Raw genomic sequence first — 18,175 nt, forward strand, 5'->3', positions numbered from 1 at the left:
AAGCGCCTGTGAAAATGCGCAACCGCCCACCGGCTTGTCTGGCGGGCCGCATCCAGTCGTCCGCAAGGGCCGCTTGTGGTGCCGTGTTTAGAGAAGCGCGCAAGGCATAAATAGAAAGCGATATAGCTGAGCAGAGTGAGGCAAGCAATGACTGAACACGTTCAAGTCGGTGGCCTTCAGGTCGCCAAAGTCCTGTTCGACTTCGTGAACAACGAAGCCATTCCCGGTACCGGCGTCAGCGCCGAGAAGTTCTGGGCAGGCGCGGAAAAGATCATCAACGACCTCGCTCCAAAGAACAAAGCCCTGCTGAGCAAACGCGACACCCTGCAAGCGCAGATCGATGCCTGGCACCAGGCGCGCAAAGGCCAGGCCCATGACGCCGCGGCCTACAAGACTTTCCTCCAGGAAATTGGTTACCTGCTGCCAGAAGCCGCGGATTTCCAGGTGTCCACCCAGAACGTCGATGAAGAAATCGCCGTGATGGCCGGCCCGCAACTGGTCGTTCCTGTGATGAACGCCCGCTTCGCCCTGAACGCCTCCAACGCCCGCTGGGGCTCGCTGTACGACGCGCTGTACGGCACCGATGCCATCAGCGAGGATGGCGGCGCCGAGAAGGGCAAGGGCTACAACAAGGTCCGTGGCGACCAGGTCATCGCCTTCGCCCGCGCCTTCCTCGACGAATCCGCACCACTGGCTGCCGGTTCCCACGTCGACGCCACCCGCTACAGCATCGACGGCGGCAAGCTGGTCGTCGCCCTCAAGGGCGGCAGCAACAGCGGCCTGCGTGACGACGCGCAGCTGATCGGCTTCCAGGGCCAGGCGTCCGAGCCGACCGGCATCCTGCTCAAGCACAACGACCTGCACTTCGAAATCCAGATCGACCCGACCACTCCAGTCGGCCAGACCGACGCCGCCGGCGTGAAGGACATCCTGGTCGAAGCTGCCCTGACCACCATCATGGACTGCGAAGACTCGGTCGCTGCCGTGGACGCCGACGACAAGGTCGTCGTCTACCGCAACTGGCTGGGCCTGATGAAGGGCGGCCTGGCGGAAAGCGTGAGCAAGAACGGCCAGACCTTCACCCGCACCATGAACCCGGACCGCGAGTACACCACGCCGGCCGGTGGCACCGTCACCCTGCATGGTCGTTCGTTGCTGTTCGTGCGCAACGTCGGTCACCTGATGACCATCGACGCGATCCTCGACAAGGACGGCAACGAAGTCCCCGAAGGCATCCTCGACGGCCTGGTCACCAACCTGGCGGCGATGCACAACCTCAACGGCAACACCACCCGCAAGAACACCCGCAAGGGTTCGGTGTACATCGTCAAGCCGAAGATGCACGGTCCGGAAGAAGCGGCGTTCACCAACGAGCTGTTCGGCCGTATCGAAGACATGCTCGGCCTGCCGCACAACACCCTGAAAGTCGGGATCATGGACGAGGAGCGCCGTACCACGGTCAACCTCAAGGCGTGCATCAAGGCGGCCAGCGAGCGCGTAGTGTTCATCAACACCGGCTTCCTCGACCGTACCGGCGACGAGATCCACACCTCCATGGAAGCCGGCGCGATGGTGCGCAAGGGTGCCATGAAGGCGCAGAAATGGATCGGTGCCTACGAGAACTCCAACGTCGATATCGGCCTGGCGACCGGTCTGCAAGGCCGCGCCCAGATCGGTAAAGGCATGTGGGCCATGCCGGACCTGATGGCCGATATGCTGGAACAGAAGATCGCCCATCCGCTGGCCGGTGCCAACACTGCGTGGGTCCCGTCGCCGACCGCCGCGGCCCTGCACGTGCTGCACTACCACAAGGTCAACGTGAAGGAGCGCCAGGCCGAACTGGCCAAGCGCGCCCCGGCTTCGGTGGACGACATCCTGACCATCCCGCTGGCGCCGGACACCAACTGGTCCGCCGACGAGATCCGCAACGAGCTGGACAACAATGCCCAGGGCATCCTTGGCTACGTGGTGCGCTGGATCGACCAGGGCGTGGGTTGCTCGAAGGTGCCGGACATCAACGATGTCGGCCTGATGGAAGACCGTGCCACCCTGCGTATCTCCGCCCAGCTGCTGGCCAACTGGCTGCGTCATGGCGTGGTGAGCGAGGCACAGATCCTGGAAAGCCTGAAGCGCATGGCGCCGGTGGTGGACAAGCAGAACGCCAACGACGCGCTGTATCGCCCGATGGCGCCGGACTTCGACAGCAACATCGCCTTCCAGGCGGCGGTCGAACTGGTGGTCGAAGGTGCCAAGCAACCGAACGGGTATACCGAGCCGGTGCTGCACCGTCGTCGTCGCGAGTACAAGGCGCGTAACGGCCTGTAAGTGATGGGCCGGCCAGACATCGATGGTGTCTGGTCTGGCCTCATCGCTGGAAAGCCAGCTCCCACAGGTTTAGCGGTGTTCGCGATCCCTGTGGGAGCTGGCTTGCCAGCGATAGGGCCCTCAACAGCAACACACTTCTATCAGCTGATCCCCAGCTCCCGCCGCACCAACTCCATCAATTTCCCCACCTCGATCGGCTTCAGCAGGAAATCCACCACACTCAGGTGCATGGCGGTAATCGCATCCTGCACGCCGGCATCGCCGGAAATGATGATGATCGGCAGCTCCGCCCGCTCCGACTCGCGCACCTTGCCAATCAGCTCCAGGCCATCGAACGGCCCCATCCGCAAATCCGTGATCAACAACCCGATACTCCGGTCGTGCAGGATCCTCTGCAAGGCCTCGCGCGCATCGGTCAGGGCAAAACTCTCGATCCCCTCGGCCTCGAGGTACTGCGCCAGCAGGTCGCTGGCGTCCTCATCGTCATCGACCACCAGCACTTTCTGCGGTCGCGCGGGCGGTGCGGTCAATTCCGCAAGCGCCTCGCGCTCGGCATCGCTCAATAAATCGTCGTGGTCAGGCATGGGCATCTCATTGTTTCGAGCACGCAAAGGCTCTGTAATCAAGTTCAGACCGCAATCAAAGCGCTTGCAACCTGCATTTCGTCGGCGCCCTAGACTTACGTCCAATGGGCACCTGCTGGCGGTCAGCCGACCATGGAAGCAATAACAACAATTCGGTTTCGCTACACGAGACCCCGAGACGGTGCCGCTGATGAGCAAAATGGACGCGTTCGACCAGGCCGGTAAAACCGCTGTCATGCAGAACATCCAGGGGACCATGCAGTTCCTGCAACGTTTCCCGCCGTTCAACCAGATGGAGAACGCCCACCTGGCGTACCTGGTGGAACAGTGCCAACTGCGCTTCCATGCCGCCGGCGAGAGCATCATCAAACCTGCCGACGGCCCCGTCGAGCACTTCTACATCGTCAAGCAGGGCCGCGTGGTCGGCGAGCGCACCCATGTGGTCAAGGGCGGCACCGAAACCACCTTCGAAATCACCCGCGGCGAATGCTTCCCGCTGGCCGCCCTGCTGGGCGAACGCGCCACCCGCACCGAACATATCGCCGGCGAAGACACCTTCTGCCTGCAGTTGAACAAAGCGGCATTCATCCGTCTGTTCGCCATTTCCGACGTGTTTCGAGATTTTTCCCTACGTGGGGTGAGCAGCCTGCTCGACCAGGTCAACCAGCAGGTCCAGCGCCGCGCCGTGGAGACCCTCGGCAACCAGTATTCGCTCAACACCCGCCTCGGCGAACTGGCCATGCGCCATCCGGTGGTCTGCACCCCGGCCACCAGCCTGCGCGAAGCGGTGCGGATGATGGACGAGACCCAGGTCGGCAGCATCGTGATCGTCGATGAACAGCGTTTCCCGGTGGGCATCTTCACCCTGCGCGACCTGCGCCAGGTGGTGGCCCGTGCCGAGACCGACTTCGACTCGGCAGTCTCCGGCCATATGACCGCCTCGCCCTTCTACCTCACGCCCCAGGCCAGCGCCTTCGATGCGGCCATCGCCATGACCGAGCGACATATCGCTCACGTCTGCCTGGTGGAGGACCGGCGCCTGTGTGGCGTGGTCTCCGAGCGCGACCTGTTTTCCCTGCAACGGGTCGACCTGGTCCACCTGGCCCGCACCATCCGCAGCGCACCGCGCCTGGAAAGCCTGGTGGGCCTGCGCGGCGAGATCGGCCAACTGGTGGAACGCATGCTCGCCCACGGCGCGTCCTCGACCCAGATCACCCATATCATCACCCTGCTCAACGACCACACCGTGTGCCGGGTGATCGAACTGGCCCTGGAAGAAAAGGGCGACCCGGGCGTGCCGTTTACCTGGCTGTGCTTCGGCAGCGAAGGCCGCCGCGAGCAGACCCTGCACACCGACCAGGACAACGGCATCCTCTTCGAGGCCAAGGATGCGGTGGAGGCCGCCGAGATCCGCGGCCGCCTGCTGCCCCTCGCCCAGTACATCAACCAGAACCTGGCGCAATGCGGCTTCAGCCTGTGCAAGGGCAATATCATGGCCGGCAACCCGGAGCTGTGCCTGTCGCGCAGCGAATGGGCGCGGCGCTTCTCGGCCTTTATCCGCGAGGCGACCCCGGAAAACCTGCTGGCCTCCAGCATCTACTTCGACCTGCGGGTGGTCTGGGGCGATGACCGCGGCTGCGAGCAACTGCGCCACGGCATCCTCGAACAGGTCGCCGACAACCGCCTGTTCCAGCGCATGATGGCCGACAACGCACTGCGCCAGAAACCACCGGTGGGGCGCTTCCGCGAGTTCGTCCTGACCCGCGCCGGCAACGACAAGGCCGCCACCCTCGACCTCAAGGTCCAGGGCCTGACGCCCTTCGTCGATGGCGCGCGCCTGCTGGCCCTGGCCAACGGCATCAGCGCCAACAACACCCTGGAGCGCCTGCGCCAGTTGGTGGAGAAGGAGGTGATCGACGCGCTGGACGGCGGCGCCTTCGAGGAGGCCTACCATTTCATCCAGCAGACCCGCATGCAGCAGCACCAGATCCAGACCCGGCAGAACCTGCCCTACTCCAACCGCGTCGACCCGGACGACCTCAACGACCTCGACCGGCGCATCCTGCGTGAATCCCTGCGTCAGGCCCAGCGCCTGCAAAGCAGCCTGGCCCTGCGGTATCAGTTATGAGCCTGTTTGCCTGGCTGCGTCCCAGCCAACCCACCCTCGAAGACGAGCAGCGCCAGCGCCTGGAGCGACTGGCCGCCGCCCCGGCCCTCGGCGACCTGAGTCTGCGCCAGCAGCGCTGGGTGGTGCTGGACCTGGAAACCAGTGGCCTCAACGTCAACCGCGACCAGGTGCTGTCGATCGGTGCCGTGGTGATCGAGGACGGCGCCATCGACTTTAGCCAGCAGTTCGAACGCACCCTGCACCGCCACGATCACAAGCTCGCCCCCAGTGTGCTGATCCACGGCCTGGCCCCCAGCGCCATCGCCGCTGGCTGTGATCCGGTGGAAGCGCTGCTGGACCTCATGGACTTTATCGGCGACAGCCCGCTGCTGGCCTTCCACGCCGGTTTCGACCAGCGCATGCTCGGCCGCGCGCTCAAGGACAGCCTCGGCTACAAGCTTCAGCACCCGTTCATGGACGTCGCCGAACTGGCGCTGCTGCTCAACCCCGACGTGGTGATGCGCGACGCCGGGCTCGACGACTGGGTCGCCCATTTCGGTCTGCAGGTCGAGGAGCGCCACAACGCCAGCGCCGATGCCCAGGTCACGGCCGAGATCGCCCTGATCCTGTTCAGCCAGGCCCGGCGCCAGCTACTCGACAGCCCGGCGCAGCTTGAACAACGCCTGCAAGGCTGGCGACGCAAGCGCCAGCAGCATCACGGCTTGTAATATCTTTCCCGGACTAACGACCGAGCAATCCGATGAGCGTTAATTGCACAGTGCCACAGGCTCTGACACAATCGCGAATAATTCTCGTTAGTTAACACTTTCTTTTTCCGGGGAACGCCTTGTCGTCCGTACCTAGCCCTCACAGCGAGCTGGTTGGCGCACTGTACCGCGACCATCGCAGCTGGCTGCTTGCCTGGCTGCGCCGCAACCTGGCCAGCAGCGAACGCGCCGAAGACCTGAGCCAGGACACCTTCGTGCGCCTGCTCGGCCGCGACGAGCTGCCGGCACCGCGTCAGCCGCGGGCGTTCCTCCTGGCCGTGGCCAAGGGCCTGCTGTTCGACCACTTCCGCCGCACCGCGCTGGAACAGGCCTACCTGGAAGAACTGCTGTTGATTCCGGAGGCCGAGCATCCCTCGCCGGAAGCCCTGCACCTGATCCTCGAAGACCTCAAGGCCATCGATCGCCTGCTCGGCAAGCTGTCGAGCAAGGCCCGCGCGGCCTTCCTGCACAACCGCCTGGATGGCATGAGCCACGCCGAGATCGCCGACAAGCTCGGCGTGTCGGTACCGCGGGTGCGCCAGTACCTGGCCCAGGGCCTGCGCCAGTGCTACATCGCCCTGTATGGCGAGCCGACATGACGCGGATGAACAACGCCCCCGTCTCGGCCGGGGTGCTCGATGCCGCGATCAACTGGCAATTGTGCTTCGACACGGGCAGTGGCAACGCCCAGGAACGCGCCGAGTTCGAGCGCTGGCACGCCGCGAGCGAAGAACACGCCCGTGCCTGGCGGCAACTGGGCATGCTCGACCAGCGCTTTGCCGCAGCCGCCGGGCCAGCACGCAAGGCCCTGCAGCAATCCCGCGTCAGTCTGCGCCAGCGTGTGCGCAAGCTCGGCGGCGGGCTGGCCAGCATCGTGGTGCTGGGTGGCCTGCTCAGTTGGGTCAATGTGCACCAGCCGCTGGGCTACTGGCTCGCCGACCAGCGCACCGGCACTGGGGAAACCCGCAGCCTGCGCCTGGACGACGGCACCCTGATCAGCCTCAACACCCATTCCGCAGTGGATATCCGCTTCAGTGCCAAGGAACGCCTGATCGTCCTGCATGACGGCGAGATCTCCATCGAGACCGGGCACAAGGACAACGACCAGCGACCGTTCGTGGTGGTCACCGACGACGGCCGCATGCGTGCGCTGGGCACGCGCTTCCTGGTGCGCCTGGAAGACAAGGGCACGCGCCTGAGCGTGCTGCAGTCGGCGGTGGCGGCCAAGCCGCAGGACAGCGGTGACGAGCAGGTGCTGCAGGAAGGCCAGCAGGTGTTGATGAGCCACGACCGCCTGGGCCGGATCGACAAGCTCGGGGTCGGCGCCGATGCCTGGACCCGCGGCATGCTGGTGGTGGACAACGTGCGGCTGGCGGAGCTGGTCGAGGAGTTGGGCCGCTATCGCCCAGGGTATCTGGGGGTTGCGCCGGAAGTGGCGGACCTGCGGATTACCGGGAGCTTCCCGTTGCATGACACCGACCTGGCGTTGAAGTCGCTGTTGCCGACCTTGCCGGTGCAGGTGCAGCAGCGTACCCAGTGGTGGGTGACCGTGGTGGCTCGCGCAGAGAAATAAGTATTGGCCCTACTGGCCTCATCGCTGGCAAGCCAGCTCCCACAGGGTCCTGCAGCGACTCGGACCCTGTGGGAGCTGGCTTGCCAGCGATAGGGCCCTCAAAAGCACCACCGGAATCTAAATCGAAAATATTTTCACTAACCCACTATCACTTTCGGAATCTCGTTCGGCATGGAGGCTACTTAGCACAAAAATTCCCGTCGAGGACCCGCATGACCCGCTCAATCAAAAGCCTCCTGCGCCCCAGCCTGCTGGCCGTGGCCATTGCCATCGCGACCCCGCTGGTCGCCGCCGAACAGACTTCGCGCACCTACAACCTGCCAGCAGCCCCGCTGGCCAGCACCCTGAACCAGATCGCCAGCCAGGCGGGTATCGCCCTGGCGCTGGATCCGGCGTTGGCGAGTGGCAAGACCTCGGCACCAGTGAAAGGCGAGTACAGCGGCGTGAGCGCGTTGCAGCAGGCCCTGCGTGGCACCGGCCTGCAACTGCAACAGAGCAGCGAAGGAACCTACACCCTGTCGGCGGTCGAAGAAGGCGTCCTGGCCCTGCCCAGCACCGATATCAATGCTACTGTCGCCAGCGTCGACGGCAGTGCTTCTGCCGGCTATCGCACCGAAAACGTGAAGAACGTCGGCGCGCTCGGCGGCATGAAACTGCAGGACACCCCCTACTCCATGAGCGTGGTGTCCCAGGAGTTCCTCAAGAACACCCAAACCACCAGCCTCGACGACGTCTTCAAGCGCAACCCCGCCACCCAGTTGTACGGCCCGCGTGCCGCCGGTTACGCCAGCGCCGTGGCGATCCGCGGTTTCAGCGGCTCGGGCAACATGAACATCGCCAATGACGGCCTGCGCTTCAGCAACGGCGCCGATGCCGGCAACTTCATCGAAGACACCGAGCAGCTGGAAATCATCACCGGCCTCACCGGCTTCCTCTACGGCCCGGGCACGCCGGGCGGCCTGGTCAACTACGTGCTCAAGCGCCCGACCTACGAGCGCTACAACAGCGTCACCCTGGGTAATGCCGGCGGCGAGAACTACTACCTGCACGGCGACTTCGGCGGCAAGATCGACGACGCCGGTGTCTTCGCCTATCGCCTCAACGTCCTGACCCAGGACGGCGAGACCGCGATCGACCTGCAAAAGCACCGTCGCCAGATGATCAGCGCGGCGCTGGACTGGAACGTCAACGACGACCTGCAGATCCAGTTCGATGCGTCCCACCGCAAGAACCAGGTACGCGGCCTGAGCAGCTACTGGTACGTGTTCCCGGGCGCCGAGAGGCCTGACGCCTCCTCGCTGAAGAACGACAAGCTGTACAGCCAGAAGTGGTCCTTCTCCGACAACGAGACCGACAAAGCCGGCGTTCGTGCCAACTGGCGCCTGAACGACACCTTCACCCTGCGCGCGGCCTTCGCCGCCCAGCAGTACACCGATGAATTCACCTACACCGGCCCGACCATCAACAGCACCGGCTTCTACAGCCAGCCAATCTATGCCTTCGCGCCGATCGAAAGCGAAGAGAAGTCCGGCTCGCTGTTCCTCGACTCGGTCTTCGCGACCGGCCCGCTGGGCCACAAGCTGACCCTGGGCTACCAGGGCAACACCACCCGGGTGAAGCAATATGAGGATCACATTCCTTACCCAGACTGGCAGTACCAATCTCCCGTGGGCACCCTGCCGCTGGACCAGCGGCCACAGGTCGACAAGCCTTCCTGGTCCATCGGACACGGTGACCAGCGCCTGGCCAACAGTGCGGAAACCAACAACTTCCTGATCGGCGACGTCATCACCTTCAACGAGCAGTGGTCGACCATCCTTGGCGTGACCCATACCCAGATCAAGAGCTACACCAACGAGTTCGTCTACGCCAAGGCCTTCGGCACGCCGGAGACCGAGACCAAGTACAACAAGAGCAAGACTTCGCCGAACATCTCGCTGATCTACAAGCCAGTCCCCTGGCTGACCACCTACGCCACCTATATCGAAGGCCTGCAGGCCGGCGGCGTGGCGCCGAGCGACGCGATCAACGCCGGCCAGGCACTGGCGCCGCAGATCAGCGAGCAGTACGAGATCGGTGCCAAGGCGACCGTGGGCGAGACCCTGTTCACCCTGGCGTTCTTCAATATCGACAAACCGAACAACTACAAGAACAGCGCCGGTCTCTATACCCAGGATGGCCGCCAGGAAAACAACGGCATGGAGTTCAGCGTGACCGGCAAGGTCGTGCCTGAGCTGACCGTGGTCGGCGGTATCACCCTGCTCGATCCGAAGGTCAAGAAAACCGCGATCACCGCCAACGAAGGCAATGCGCCGACCAACGTCGCCAAGCAACTGGCCAAGGTCTATGCCGAGTACGACGTGGACGCGATCCCGGGCTTTGCCCTGACCGGTGGCGCCTACTACACCGGCAAGCAGTACGCCGATGAAGCCAACCACGAAAGCCTGCCATCGTTCACCACCTTCGATGCCGGTGCGCGCTACAAGATGCATGTGTCGGACAACGACGTGACCTTCCGCGTCAACGTTGCCAACCTGGCGAACAAGGAATACTGGCTGAACAGCTTCTACCTGGGCGATCCACGGACCGTGCAGTTCTCGGCGCAGCTGGAGTTCTAAGTACACCCTCCGGGGCCGCTCTGCGGCCCTTCGCGGGCAAGCCACGCTCCTACAGAACCCCGCGATCCCCTGTAGGAGCGTGGCTTGCCCGCGAAGGCCTGCGCAGCAGGCCCAAAAAATCAAACAGGCAAAAGACCTGTCCGCGCTCATACACCGGTTAGCCAGACACCATGCAAGCCAAGACCATCCGCCGCTGGTCCACGATCCACACCTGGACCAGCCTCATCAGCACCCTGTTCCTGCTGCTGCTGGCAGTGACCGGGCTGCCCCTGATCTTCCACCACGAGATCGACCACCTGCTGGGCGATGCGCCCGAGCTGCAGGTGATGCCTGCCGACACGCCGAAGCTGGACCTCCAGCAGCTTGTCCTGAAGGCCGAGGCCCACCGCCCGGGCGAAGTCATGCAGTACTTCGGCTGGGACGAGGACGACAGCAACGGCGTGGTGGCGATCATGGCTGCCACCGCAGGCACCGAGCCGAACTCGTCGCACACCTTCATGCTCGACGCCCGTACCGGCGAGGCGGTGGAGATGCCGTCGGCCAACGGCGGCTTCATGATGCTCATGCTGCGCCTGCACGTGGACATGTTCGCCGGGTTGCCGGGCAAGCTGCTGCTGGCGTTCATGGGCGTGCTGTTCGTGGTGGCGATCATTTCCGGGGTGGTGCTCTATGCGCCGTTCATGCGCCGCCTGGACTTCGCCACGGTGCGCCACGGGAAATCCCGGCGCACGCGCTGGCTCGACCTGCACAACCTGATCGGCATCGTCACCCTGACCTGGGCGCTGGTGGTGGGGGTGACCGGGGTGATCAGCGCGCTGTCCGACCTGGTCATCGCCGCCTGGCGCAATGACAGCCTGACGGCGATGGTCGCACCGTATCGCGATGCACCGCCGCTGACCCAGCTGGCCCCGGTCAGCCGGGTGCTGGATATCGCGGCCGAGGCGGCGCCGGGGATGGAGCCGGACTTCATCGCCTTCCCTGGGACGCGCTTCTCCAGCGAGCACCACTATGCGGTGTTCATGAAGGGCAGCACGCACCTGACCTCGCACCTGCTGACGCCGGTGCTGATCGATGCCAGCAACCTGAAGGTCACTGCCGTCGGTGAGCGCCCTTGGTACATGGATGCCATGGGTCTCTCGGGACCGCTGCATTTCGGCGACTACGGTGGCCGGCCGATGCAGATCCTCTGGGCGGCGCTGGATGTGCTGACCATCGTCGTGCTGGGTAGCGGGTTGTATCTGTGGTGGGTACGCAGACGGACGGAGGCGGGCCGATGAACTGGAAAGTGTTCGGCATGCCGCTGCTGATCGGTGTGCTCGGGGCGGCGGGGCTGTTTGCCGCGCTGCTTGGGGATGGCTGGTGGGATGCGCTGTCCTGGGTCGGGCTGGGGTTGCCGGCGTGGTACGGGTTCAGGGGTTTCTTCAGGTAGATCTGTGGTGACCCCAATCGCTGGCAAGCCAGCTCCCACAGGGTCCGCGGTGCATGCGATCCCTGTGGGAGCTGGCTTGCCAGCGATGAGGCCCTAAAGAACACCAACAGTCCGCCCCCCGGGAACATTCCCCCAAAATCCCGATCCAACCCTCGTTTTCCCTGCCTTTCCCGGCTGACGAGGTCCCTCCCCATGAAACGCTTCGCCCTGGTCTCCCTCCTGGCCCTGGCCACCACCCCGGTATTCGCCTTCAACCTGAACGATGCAGCGAACGCCATCTCCACCATGCAAGGCCAGCAGAACAAGGCCCCGGTCCAGGCTCCCGAAGGCTCGGCCAACCTGCTCAACACCCTGGGCAGCGAATTGAAAATCACCCCCGAACAAGCCATCGGCGGCACCGGCGCCCTCATGGGCCTGGCGCGCAACCAGCTGAGCGGCAGCGACTACGAACAATTGACCAAGGCCGTCCCGGGCCTGGACATGCTCTCCGGCGACAACGCCCTCGGCGGGCTGGCGGGATTGGGTGATCTGCTCGGCAAGAGCGGCGAGAGCTCTGCCCTGAGCAATGCCCTGGGCGGCAATGTGAAGAACGGCACCGACCTGAACAACGCCTTCAGCGCCCTGGGCATGGATACCGGGATGATCGGCCAGTTCGCCCCGCTGATCCTTCAGTACCTCGGCCAGCAGGGCGTGGCCGGGTCGTTGTTGCAGAGCCTGTCCGGCATCTGGGGCAGCGGCACGGCAGCACCGCTGGCCCCTAAAGCGCATTCATCGGTTTAATTCGGCCCGCAGGCGCTCGATGCGCGCGTCCTTGTCGTGCCACAGCTGGTTGACCCAGGCCTGCACGGCCTGGCGCGTTGCCGGGTCGGTTTCGTAGTCACCGGCCCACAGCGCCGGGTCCAGCTCGCGCACTTCGATATCGACGATCACCCGCGGAATCGAACCACTGACCAGGTCCCAGAAACCCGGGGCCTTGTCGCCCGGGTAGACGATGGTCACGTCCAGCAGCGCATCCAGCTGTTCACCCAGCGCCGCCAGGACGAAGGCCACGCCGCCCGCCTTGGGCTTGAGCAGGTGCTGGTACGGCGACTGCTGCGCCGCGCGCTTGGCTTCGGTGAAGCGCGTGCCTTCCAGGTAGTTGACCACGGTCACCGACTGGCGCTTGAACAGCTCGCAGGCGGCCTTGGTGATTTCCAGGTCCTGGCCCTTGAGGTGCGGGTTCTTGTCGAGGAAGGCCTTGCTGTAGCGCTTCATGAACGGGTAATCCAGCGCCCACCAGGCCAGGCCCAGCAACGGCACCCAGATCAGCTCCTTCTTGAGGAAGAACTTGAAGAACGGGATCTTGCGGTTGAGCACCTGGATCAGCGCCGGGATATCCACCCAGGTCTGGTGGTTGCTGACCGCCAGATACGAGGTGTCGACACGCAGGTTGGCATTGCCGCGCACATTCCAGACCGTGGGAATGCACAGGGAGAAGATCAGCTTGTCGACCTCGGCCCAGGTCTCGGCGAACCACATGACCATCCACGAGGCGCGATCGCGGTTACGCCCGGACAAGACCAGCTTGAGCAAGGCGAAGACCATCAGCGGCCCGATGAAGAACAGGGTGTTGAGCAACAGCAACAGGGTGACGAAACTGCCGGTGAGCAGGCGACGCATAGGTCCACTCTTATTGTGGGAAAACAGTCGGCCATTTTAAGCAGCCGGCCGAGGAACACCAAACCTCACGGGCATACGGTCACAGACAAATGTTTCACATTGTGTTGTTTACTGTCTGTTGCCGAACCAGAAGCCCAACGGCAGTCTAAGCACTGTCCCGACTCCAGGAAGCTTTCCATTGAAACCACTACTTGCCCTGCTCGGCCTGCTGTCCCTGCCCGTGATGGCCGCCGAGCCCGATCTTTATGGCCGCTACGAGTACATCGGCGTCGCCGATATCGGCCAGACCTTCAAGGCCAAGATGGACACCGGCGCCCTCACTGCCTCGCTGTCGGCGAAGAACATCGAGCAGTTCACCCGTGACGGCGAGGACTGGGTGCGCTTCCGCCTGGCCACCAAGGACGCAGACAACAAGGTCTACGAGCACAAGATCGCGCGCATGAGCAAGATCAAGAACCGCGCCGACGAAGAGGACGAGGAAGGCGCCGACCTCGCCCACCGTCCGGTGATCGACCTGGAACTGTGCCTGGGCGACGTCAAGCGCACGGTCGAGGTCAACCTCACCGACCGCAGCAGCTTCAACTACCCGCTGCTGATCGGCGCCAAGGCCCTGCGCGAGTTCAATGCCGCCGTGAACCCGGCTCGCCGCTTCACTGCCGGCAAGCCCGGCTGCTGACCCGGAAGCTGCAAGCTTCAAGCGATAAGCGGCAAGCAAAGGCAGATCGCTTTACACTTGCAGCTTTCCACTTGCCGCTTGCAGCTGCCCAATGCCCCATATCCTCATCGTTGAAGACGAAGCCGCCATCGCCGACACCCTGGTCTTCGCCCTGCAAGGCGACGGTCACACCACCGAGTGGGTGAGCCTTGGCCAGCTCGCCCTGGAACGCCAGCGCCAGCAGCCGGCGGACCTGGTGATCCTGGATATCGGCCTGCCGGATATCAGCGGTTTCGAGACGTGCCGGCAGCTGCGGCGCTTCAGCGAGGTGCCGGTGATGTTCCTCAGCGCCCGCGACGGCGAGATCGACCGGGTGGTGGGCCTGGAGATCGGTGCCGACGACTACGTGGTCAAGCCGTTCAGCCCGCGTGAAGTCAGCGCCCGGGTGCGGGCCATCCTCAAGCGCATGGCGCCACAGGCCAGCGCACCGGCCCCGGCCAATACACCGTTCAATCTCGATACCCTGCGCATGCAGATCCATTACCGCGAGCAGTTGCTCAACCTGACCCGCCATGAATTCCGCCTGCTGCAATGCCTGCTGGAGCAACCGGAGCGGGTGTTCAGCCGCGAACAGTTGCTGGACGCGGTAGGCGTGGCCGCCGACGTCGGCTACGAACGGACCATCGACAGCCATATCAAGAGCCTGCGCGCCAAGCTGCGCGGGGTCGCCGCCGACGCCGAGCCGATCCAGACCCACCGTGGCCTGGGCTACAGCTACAACCCGGCACACGCCTGATGCGCCTGGGTATCCGCATCTTCCTGGTGTACTTCCTGTTCGTCGGGCTGACCGCGTATTTCGTCCTCAATACCGTGCGCGAGCAGGTCCGCCCGGCGGTGCGCCAGTCCACCGAGGAAACCCTGGTGGACACCGCCAACCTGCTGGCAGAGATCCTCCGCGACCAGGTCAAGGCCGGGACCCTCGGCCAGAGCGAGTTGCCGGAGCTGCTCAAGGCCTACGGCCAGCGCCGGCCCAATGCGGATATCTGGGGCTTGCCCAAGACCGAGGTCAATCACCGTATTTATGTCACCGACGCGAAAGGCATCGTCCTGCTCGACTCGACCGGCGAGGCGGTGGGCCAGGACTATTCGCGCTGGAACGACGTCTACCTGACCCTGCGCGGCCAATACGGCGCGCGCTCGACCCGTAGCGACCCCAACGACCCCGACTCCTCGGTGATGCACGTAGCGGCGCCGATCCGCGATGGCGAGACGCTGATCGGCGTGGTCACCGTGGCCAAGCCCAACCTGTCGCTCAAGCCCTATATCGACCGCTCGGAAAAGCGCCTGATCACCCTCGGCATCGGCCTGATCGTGCTCGGCCTGCTGGTGGGCGCGGCGCTGTCGTGGTGGCTGGCGCGCTCGCTGCGCCGCCTGACCCGCTATGCCCAGGCCGTCAGCGAGGGCGAGCGGGTCGCCCTGCCGCACTATCGCGGCGGCGAGCTGGCGATGCTCGCCGGCGCGGTGGAGCGCATGCGCACCCAACTGGAAGGCAAGGACTACGTCGAACGCTACGTCCACACCCTGACCCACGAGCTGAAAAGCCCGCTGGCGGCGATCCGTGGCGCCAGCGAGCTGTTGCAGGGGCCAATGTCGGAAGAACAACGCCAACGCTTCGCCGGCAATATCGAAAGCGAAAGCGCACGCATGCAGCAGTTGATCGAGCGCCTGCTGGGCCTGGCCCAGGTCGAGCAGCGCCAGGGCCTGGAAGACCAGCAGCAGGTCGCCATAGCGGCGATGGTCGATGAGCTGCTGATGGCCCGCGGCGCCCGTATCGAGAGCGCTGGTTTGCAGGTGCGCCAGCGTATCCCGGCCGTGGCGCGGCTCTATTGCGAGCCCTTCCTGATCCGCCAGGCCATCGGCAACCTGCTGGAAAACGCCCTCGACTTCACCCCGCCCGGGGGCCTGCTGGTGTTCGAGCTGGAGCAGGACGCGGAGCGCGTGGCCCTGAGCCTGTACAACCAGGGCGAAGCGATCCCCGACTATGCCCTGCCCCGCCTCAGCGAGCGCTTCTACTCCCTGCCGCGCCCGGCTACAGGGCGCAAGAGCACCGGCCTGGGCCTGAACTTCGTCGAGGAAGCGCTGCACCTGCATGGTGGTTCGCTGGAAATCGCCAACGTCGAGGATGGCGTGCGCGTGCGGCTGTGGCTGCCCGCCAGCCGTCTTGGCTGAATCTCTCCACACAAGCTCCATATACGCTCCCGAAAGCCTCCACACAGCACCCTCAGACTGAGCTCCTTCTCAAGCGGAGCCCTTTGCATGAACAAGTCACTGAGCCTGAAACTCGGCACCATCGCCTTGCTGGTGGTGGTGCTGCTGATCCCGCTGCTGATGATCAGCGGCCTGATCGATGAACGCCAATCCCTGCGCGACAGCGTGGTCGAGGACATCGCCCAGAGCTCCAGCCACGCCCAACAGATCAGCGGGCCGCTGCTGGTGGTGCCGTACAGCAAGTACGAGCGGGTGTGGAAGGTCCAGGACGGCAAGAGCTTCCAGGAAACCCAGATCGTCAAAAGCTACCTGGCGTTCCTGCCGGACAGCTTCGTCCTCGACGGCACCGCCAGCACCGAACTGCGCTCCCGGGGCATCTACGAGGCGCGGCTATTCCACGCCCAGAGCCGGATCAGCGGGCAGTTCAAGGTGCCGGCCAACTGGGGCATCACCAGCGACCTCGACGACTACCGCTTCGACACCCCGTTCATCGCCGTGGGCATCAGTGACATCCGCGGCATCCAGAACGGCCTGCAACTGCAGATCGACGGCCGTACCCTCGACTTCGCCGCCGGCAGCAAGCTCGACTGGCTGGGCGGTGGCGTGCATGCACTGATCGACAACCTCGACAGCAAGGCCGAGATGCGCCTGGACTATGCCTTCGACCTCAACCTGCAAGGCACCGGGCAACTGCATGTGCTGCCGGTGGGCCGCAGCAGCAGCGTGACCCTGGCCGCCAACTGGCCGCACCCGAGCTTTATCGGCAACTACCTGCCCAACAGCCGCGAGATCGATGCGACGGGCTTCAAGGCAAAATGGCAGACCTCGTTCTTCTCCACCAACCTGGAAGAGGCGCTGAACCGCTGCGTCAGCCTGCAGAACTGCAAGGGCTTCGAAAGCCGGGCATTTGGCGTGAGTTTCGTCGATCCGGTGGACCAGTACCTGAAGAGCGAGCGGGCGATCAAATATGCGCTGCTGTTCATTGCCCTGACCTTTGCCGGGTTCTTCCTCTTCGAGGTGCTGCGCAACCTCAGCGTGCACCCGATCCAGTACGCCCTGGTGGGCGCTGCCCTGGCGCTGTTCTACCTGTTGTTGCTGTCGCTGTCGGAGCACATCGGCTTTGGGTTGGCGTATCTGTTGTCGGCGGGCGGTTGCGTGCTGTTGATCGGGTTCTACCTGTGCAATGTGCTGCACAGCAGTGTGCGCGGGTTTGGTTTTGCCGGTGGTTTGGCGGTGCTGTATGCGCTGCTCTACGGGCTGTTGAGTGCCGAAGATTACGCGCTGCTGATGGGGGCACTGCTGCTGTTCGCGCTGCTCGGGGTGTTCATGATGCTGACGCGGCGGCTGGACTGGTACCGGGCCGGGCAGGTGCGGGTATGAGCGGGCTCAGGGAAGACCGGGAGTTTGGGGAGGGATTGATGAAGGGGATCAGAGTGTTGTGGAGAGCAGAGGTTTTTGTGGGGGCTTATAGTCAGTCATCGCTGGCAAGCCAGCTCCCACAGGTCCCGAGTACACCGCAGAACCCTGTGGGAGCTGGCTTGCCAGCGATAGGGCCCTCAAGTCAGGCCGGGACGGTAGCCTTCATCGAGGCCCGCTGACTGACCTCGGCATACCACCCCGCCAGCTTCGGCTGCCGCTCCCGCCAGCCGAAGTCCGGCATGCGCAGGTCGATATAGCCCAGCGCACAGGCCACACCGATCGAAGCCACATCGAACGCCGAGGCGATCTCGGCGTAGTGGTTGTCCTCCAGATCCGCCAGACCCCGGCGGATCTTCTCCGACTGTGCCTCGACCCACTGGTCCCAGCGCTTGTCTTCCGGCCGCAGGAAGGTTTCATAGCGGGTCAGCACCGCCGCATCCATGATCGCGTCAGCCAGCGACGCCAGGGTCAGCCGCCGCCAGCGCGCCGAACCCTCGCGGGGGATCAGCGGGTTGCCGACATGCTGCTGGTCGAGGAAATCGACGATGACCCGGCTGTCATGCAACACGCTGCCGTCTTCCAGGCGCAGGGCCGGGATCTTGCCCGACGGATTGCCCTGGTTGAGGTCGGCGTCCGGGCTGACCGGGGTGATATTGACCGGTTGCACCTTGACCCGATCCACCTGGCCGGTCTCGTGCAGCACCACCATCACCTTGCGCACGAACGGCGACAGCGGCGAATGGAACAGCGTCATGTTCGACATGGCAGCTC

At 64.3% G+C, this 18,175-nt stretch carries 16 protein-coding genes; 13 read left to right on the forward strand and 3 right to left on the reverse strand.

The annotated features are described in order from the left end of the window. The first annotated feature begins 147 nt into the window (after positions 1-147). The gene (locus PSEMO_RS02875; protein ID WP_075801652.1) at positions 148-2,325 is read left to right on the forward strand and encodes a malate synthase G; all 2,178 of its coding nucleotides are present in this window, start codon (positions 148-150) and stop codon (positions 2,323-2,325) included. 140 nt (positions 2,326-2,465) lie between these two features. On the opposite strand, the gene PSEMO_RS02880 is transcribed toward PSEMO_RS02875, so the two are convergent. Next, the gene (locus PSEMO_RS02880) at positions 2,466-2,909 is read right to left on the reverse strand and encodes a response regulator (protein ID WP_075801653.1); all 444 of its coding nucleotides are present in this window, start codon (positions 2,907-2,909) and stop codon (positions 2,466-2,468) included. Positions 2,910-3,099: 190 nt separating this feature from the next. On the opposite strand from PSEMO_RS02880, the gene PSEMO_RS02885 reads away from it, so the two are divergent. From PSEMO_RS02885 to PSEMO_RS02915, 8 genes are all read left to right on the forward strand, one after another. Continuing rightward, on the forward strand, positions 3,100-5,037 hold the full coding sequence (locus PSEMO_RS02885; protein WP_075801654.1) for a DUF294 nucleotidyltransferase-like domain-containing protein: 1,938 nt from the start codon (positions 3,100-3,102) through the stop codon (positions 5,035-5,037). Further along, positions 5,034-5,744: a 3'-5' exonuclease gene (locus PSEMO_RS02890; RefSeq protein WP_075801655.1), complete on the forward strand. Its 711-nt coding sequence runs from the start codon at positions 5,034-5,036 to the stop codon at positions 5,742-5,744. The genes PSEMO_RS02885 and PSEMO_RS02890 overlap by 4 nt, the downstream gene beginning before the upstream one ends. Positions 5,745-5,863: 119 nt before the next feature. Continuing rightward, complete coding sequence (locus PSEMO_RS02895; RefSeq protein ID WP_075801656.1) at positions 5,864-6,382, forward strand: RNA polymerase sigma factor; 519 nt, start codon at positions 5,864-5,866, stop codon at positions 6,380-6,382. Then, complete coding sequence (locus PSEMO_RS02900) at positions 6,379-7,356, forward strand: FecR domain-containing protein (RefSeq protein WP_075801657.1); 978 nt, start codon at positions 6,379-6,381, stop codon at positions 7,354-7,356. Before PSEMO_RS02895 ends, PSEMO_RS02900 begins: the two co-directional genes overlap by 4 nt. A gap of 212 nt (positions 7,357-7,568) precedes the next feature. After that, positions 7,569-9,974 (forward strand): TonB-dependent receptor, encoded by a 2,406-nt coding sequence (locus PSEMO_RS02905; RefSeq protein ID WP_075801658.1) that lies wholly within the window; start codon positions 7,569-7,571, stop codon positions 9,972-9,974. A gap of 170 nt (positions 9,975-10,144) precedes the next feature. Beyond that, complete coding sequence (locus PSEMO_RS02910) at positions 10,145-11,251, forward strand: PepSY-associated TM helix domain-containing protein (RefSeq protein WP_075801659.1); 1,107 nt, start codon at positions 10,145-10,147, stop codon at positions 11,249-11,251. Further along, complete coding sequence (locus tag PSEMO_RS33405; protein ID WP_178391956.1) at positions 11,248-11,403, forward strand: hypothetical protein; 156 nt, start codon at positions 11,248-11,250, stop codon at positions 11,401-11,403. Before PSEMO_RS02910 ends, PSEMO_RS33405 begins: the two co-directional genes overlap by 4 nt. Positions 11,404-11,595: 192 nt before the next feature. Next, complete coding sequence (locus tag PSEMO_RS02915) at positions 11,596-12,183, forward strand: DUF2780 domain-containing protein (protein ID WP_075801660.1); 588 nt, start codon at positions 11,596-11,598, stop codon at positions 12,181-12,183. Here PSEMO_RS02915 and PSEMO_RS02920 read toward each other — a convergent pair. Further along, entirely contained in the window at positions 12,172-13,062 is an 891-nt protein-coding gene (locus PSEMO_RS02920; protein ID WP_075801661.1) for an acyltransferase, read from the reverse strand. The genes PSEMO_RS02915 and PSEMO_RS02920 overlap by 12 nt on opposite strands. A gap of 178 nt (positions 13,063-13,240) precedes the next feature. On the opposite strand from PSEMO_RS02920, the gene rloA2 reads away from it, so the two are divergent. From rloA2 to creD, 4 genes are all read left to right on the forward strand, one after another. Then, positions 13,241-13,738 carry a retropepsin-like aspartic peptidase RloA2 gene (rloA2, locus tag PSEMO_RS02925; protein ID WP_075801662.1) on the forward strand — a complete coding sequence of 166 codons (498 nt, stop codon included), beginning with the start codon at positions 13,241-13,243 and terminating at the stop codon, positions 13,736-13,738. A 91-nt stretch (positions 13,739-13,829) separates the two neighbouring features. Then, a complete protein-coding gene (gene creB / locus PSEMO_RS02930) occupies positions 13,830-14,513 on the forward strand; it encodes a two-component system response regulator CreB (RefSeq protein WP_075801663.1) in 684 nt (227 codons plus the stop codon). Continuing rightward, positions 14,513-15,946, forward strand: coding sequence for a two-component system sensor histidine kinase CreC (creC, locus tag PSEMO_RS02935; protein WP_075801664.1), 1,434 nt, complete (start codon positions 14,513-14,515; stop codon positions 15,944-15,946). Before creB ends, creC begins: the two co-directional genes overlap by 1 nt. Positions 15,947-16,033: 87 nt before the next feature. Next, positions 16,034-17,365 carry a cell envelope integrity protein CreD gene (creD, locus tag PSEMO_RS02940; protein WP_075801665.1) on the forward strand — a complete coding sequence of 444 codons (1,332 nt, stop codon included), beginning with the start codon at positions 16,034-16,036 and terminating at the stop codon, positions 17,363-17,365. Positions 17,366-17,546: 181 nt separating this feature from the next. Here creD and PSEMO_RS02945 read toward each other — a convergent pair whose 3' ends face one another. Next, positions 17,547-18,167, reverse strand: a complete 621-nt coding sequence (locus PSEMO_RS02945) for a glutathione S-transferase (RefSeq protein WP_075801666.1) — start codon at positions 18,165-18,167, stop codon at positions 17,547-17,549. Positions 18,168-18,175: the final 8 nt, after the last annotated feature.

The sequence above is a fragment of the Pseudomonas putida genome (assembly GCF_001941965.1).
Classification (GTDB): Bacteria; Pseudomonadota; Gammaproteobacteria; order Pseudomonadales; family Pseudomonadaceae; genus Aquipseudomonas; species Aquipseudomonas putida_L.

Bases quoted from the DNA above. Each gene is read 5' to 3' on its own strand.
- creB (WP_075801663.1), top strand. From the start codon at position 13,830: ATGCCCCATATCCTCATCGTTGAAGACGAAGCCGCCATCGCCGACACC.
- PSEMO_RS02945 (WP_075801666.1), bottom strand. From the start codon at position 18,167: ATGTCGAACATGACGCTGTTCCATTCGCCGCTGTCGCCGTTCGTGCGC.
- PSEMO_RS02905 (WP_075801658.1), top strand. From the start codon at position 7,569: ATGACCCGCTCAATCAAAAGCCTCCTGCGCCCCAGCCTGCTGGCCGTG.
- PSEMO_RS33405 (WP_178391956.1), top strand. From the start codon at position 11,248: ATGAACTGGAAAGTGTTCGGCATGCCGCTGCTGATCGGTGTGCTCGGG.
- creD (WP_075801665.1), top strand. From the start codon at position 16,034: ATGAACAAGTCACTGAGCCTGAAACTCGGCACCATCGCCTTGCTGGTG.
- PSEMO_RS02900 (WP_075801657.1), top strand. From the start codon at position 6,379: ATGACGCGGATGAACAACGCCCCCGTCTCGGCCGGGGTGCTCGATGCC.
- PSEMO_RS02920 (WP_075801661.1), bottom strand. From the start codon at position 13,062: ATGCGTCGCCTGCTCACCGGCAGTTTCGTCACCCTGTTGCTGTTGCTC.
- creC (WP_075801664.1), top strand. From the start codon at position 14,513: ATGCGCCTGGGTATCCGCATCTTCCTGGTGTACTTCCTGTTCGTCGGG.
- PSEMO_RS02915 (WP_075801660.1), top strand. From the start codon at position 11,596: ATGAAACGCTTCGCCCTGGTCTCCCTCCTGGCCCTGGCCACCACCCCG.
- PSEMO_RS02880 (WP_075801653.1), bottom strand. From the start codon at position 2,909: ATGCCTGACCACGACGATTTATTGAGCGATGCCGAGCGCGAGGCGCTT.
- PSEMO_RS02910 (WP_075801659.1), top strand. From the start codon at position 10,145: ATGCAAGCCAAGACCATCCGCCGCTGGTCCACGATCCACACCTGGACC.
- PSEMO_RS02875 (WP_075801652.1), top strand. From the start codon at position 148: ATGACTGAACACGTTCAAGTCGGTGGCCTTCAGGTCGCCAAAGTCCTG.
- PSEMO_RS02885 (WP_075801654.1), top strand. From the start codon at position 3,100: ATGAGCAAAATGGACGCGTTCGACCAGGCCGGTAAAACCGCTGTCATG.
- PSEMO_RS02890 (WP_075801655.1), top strand. From the start codon at position 5,034: ATGAGCCTGTTTGCCTGGCTGCGTCCCAGCCAACCCACCCTCGAAGAC.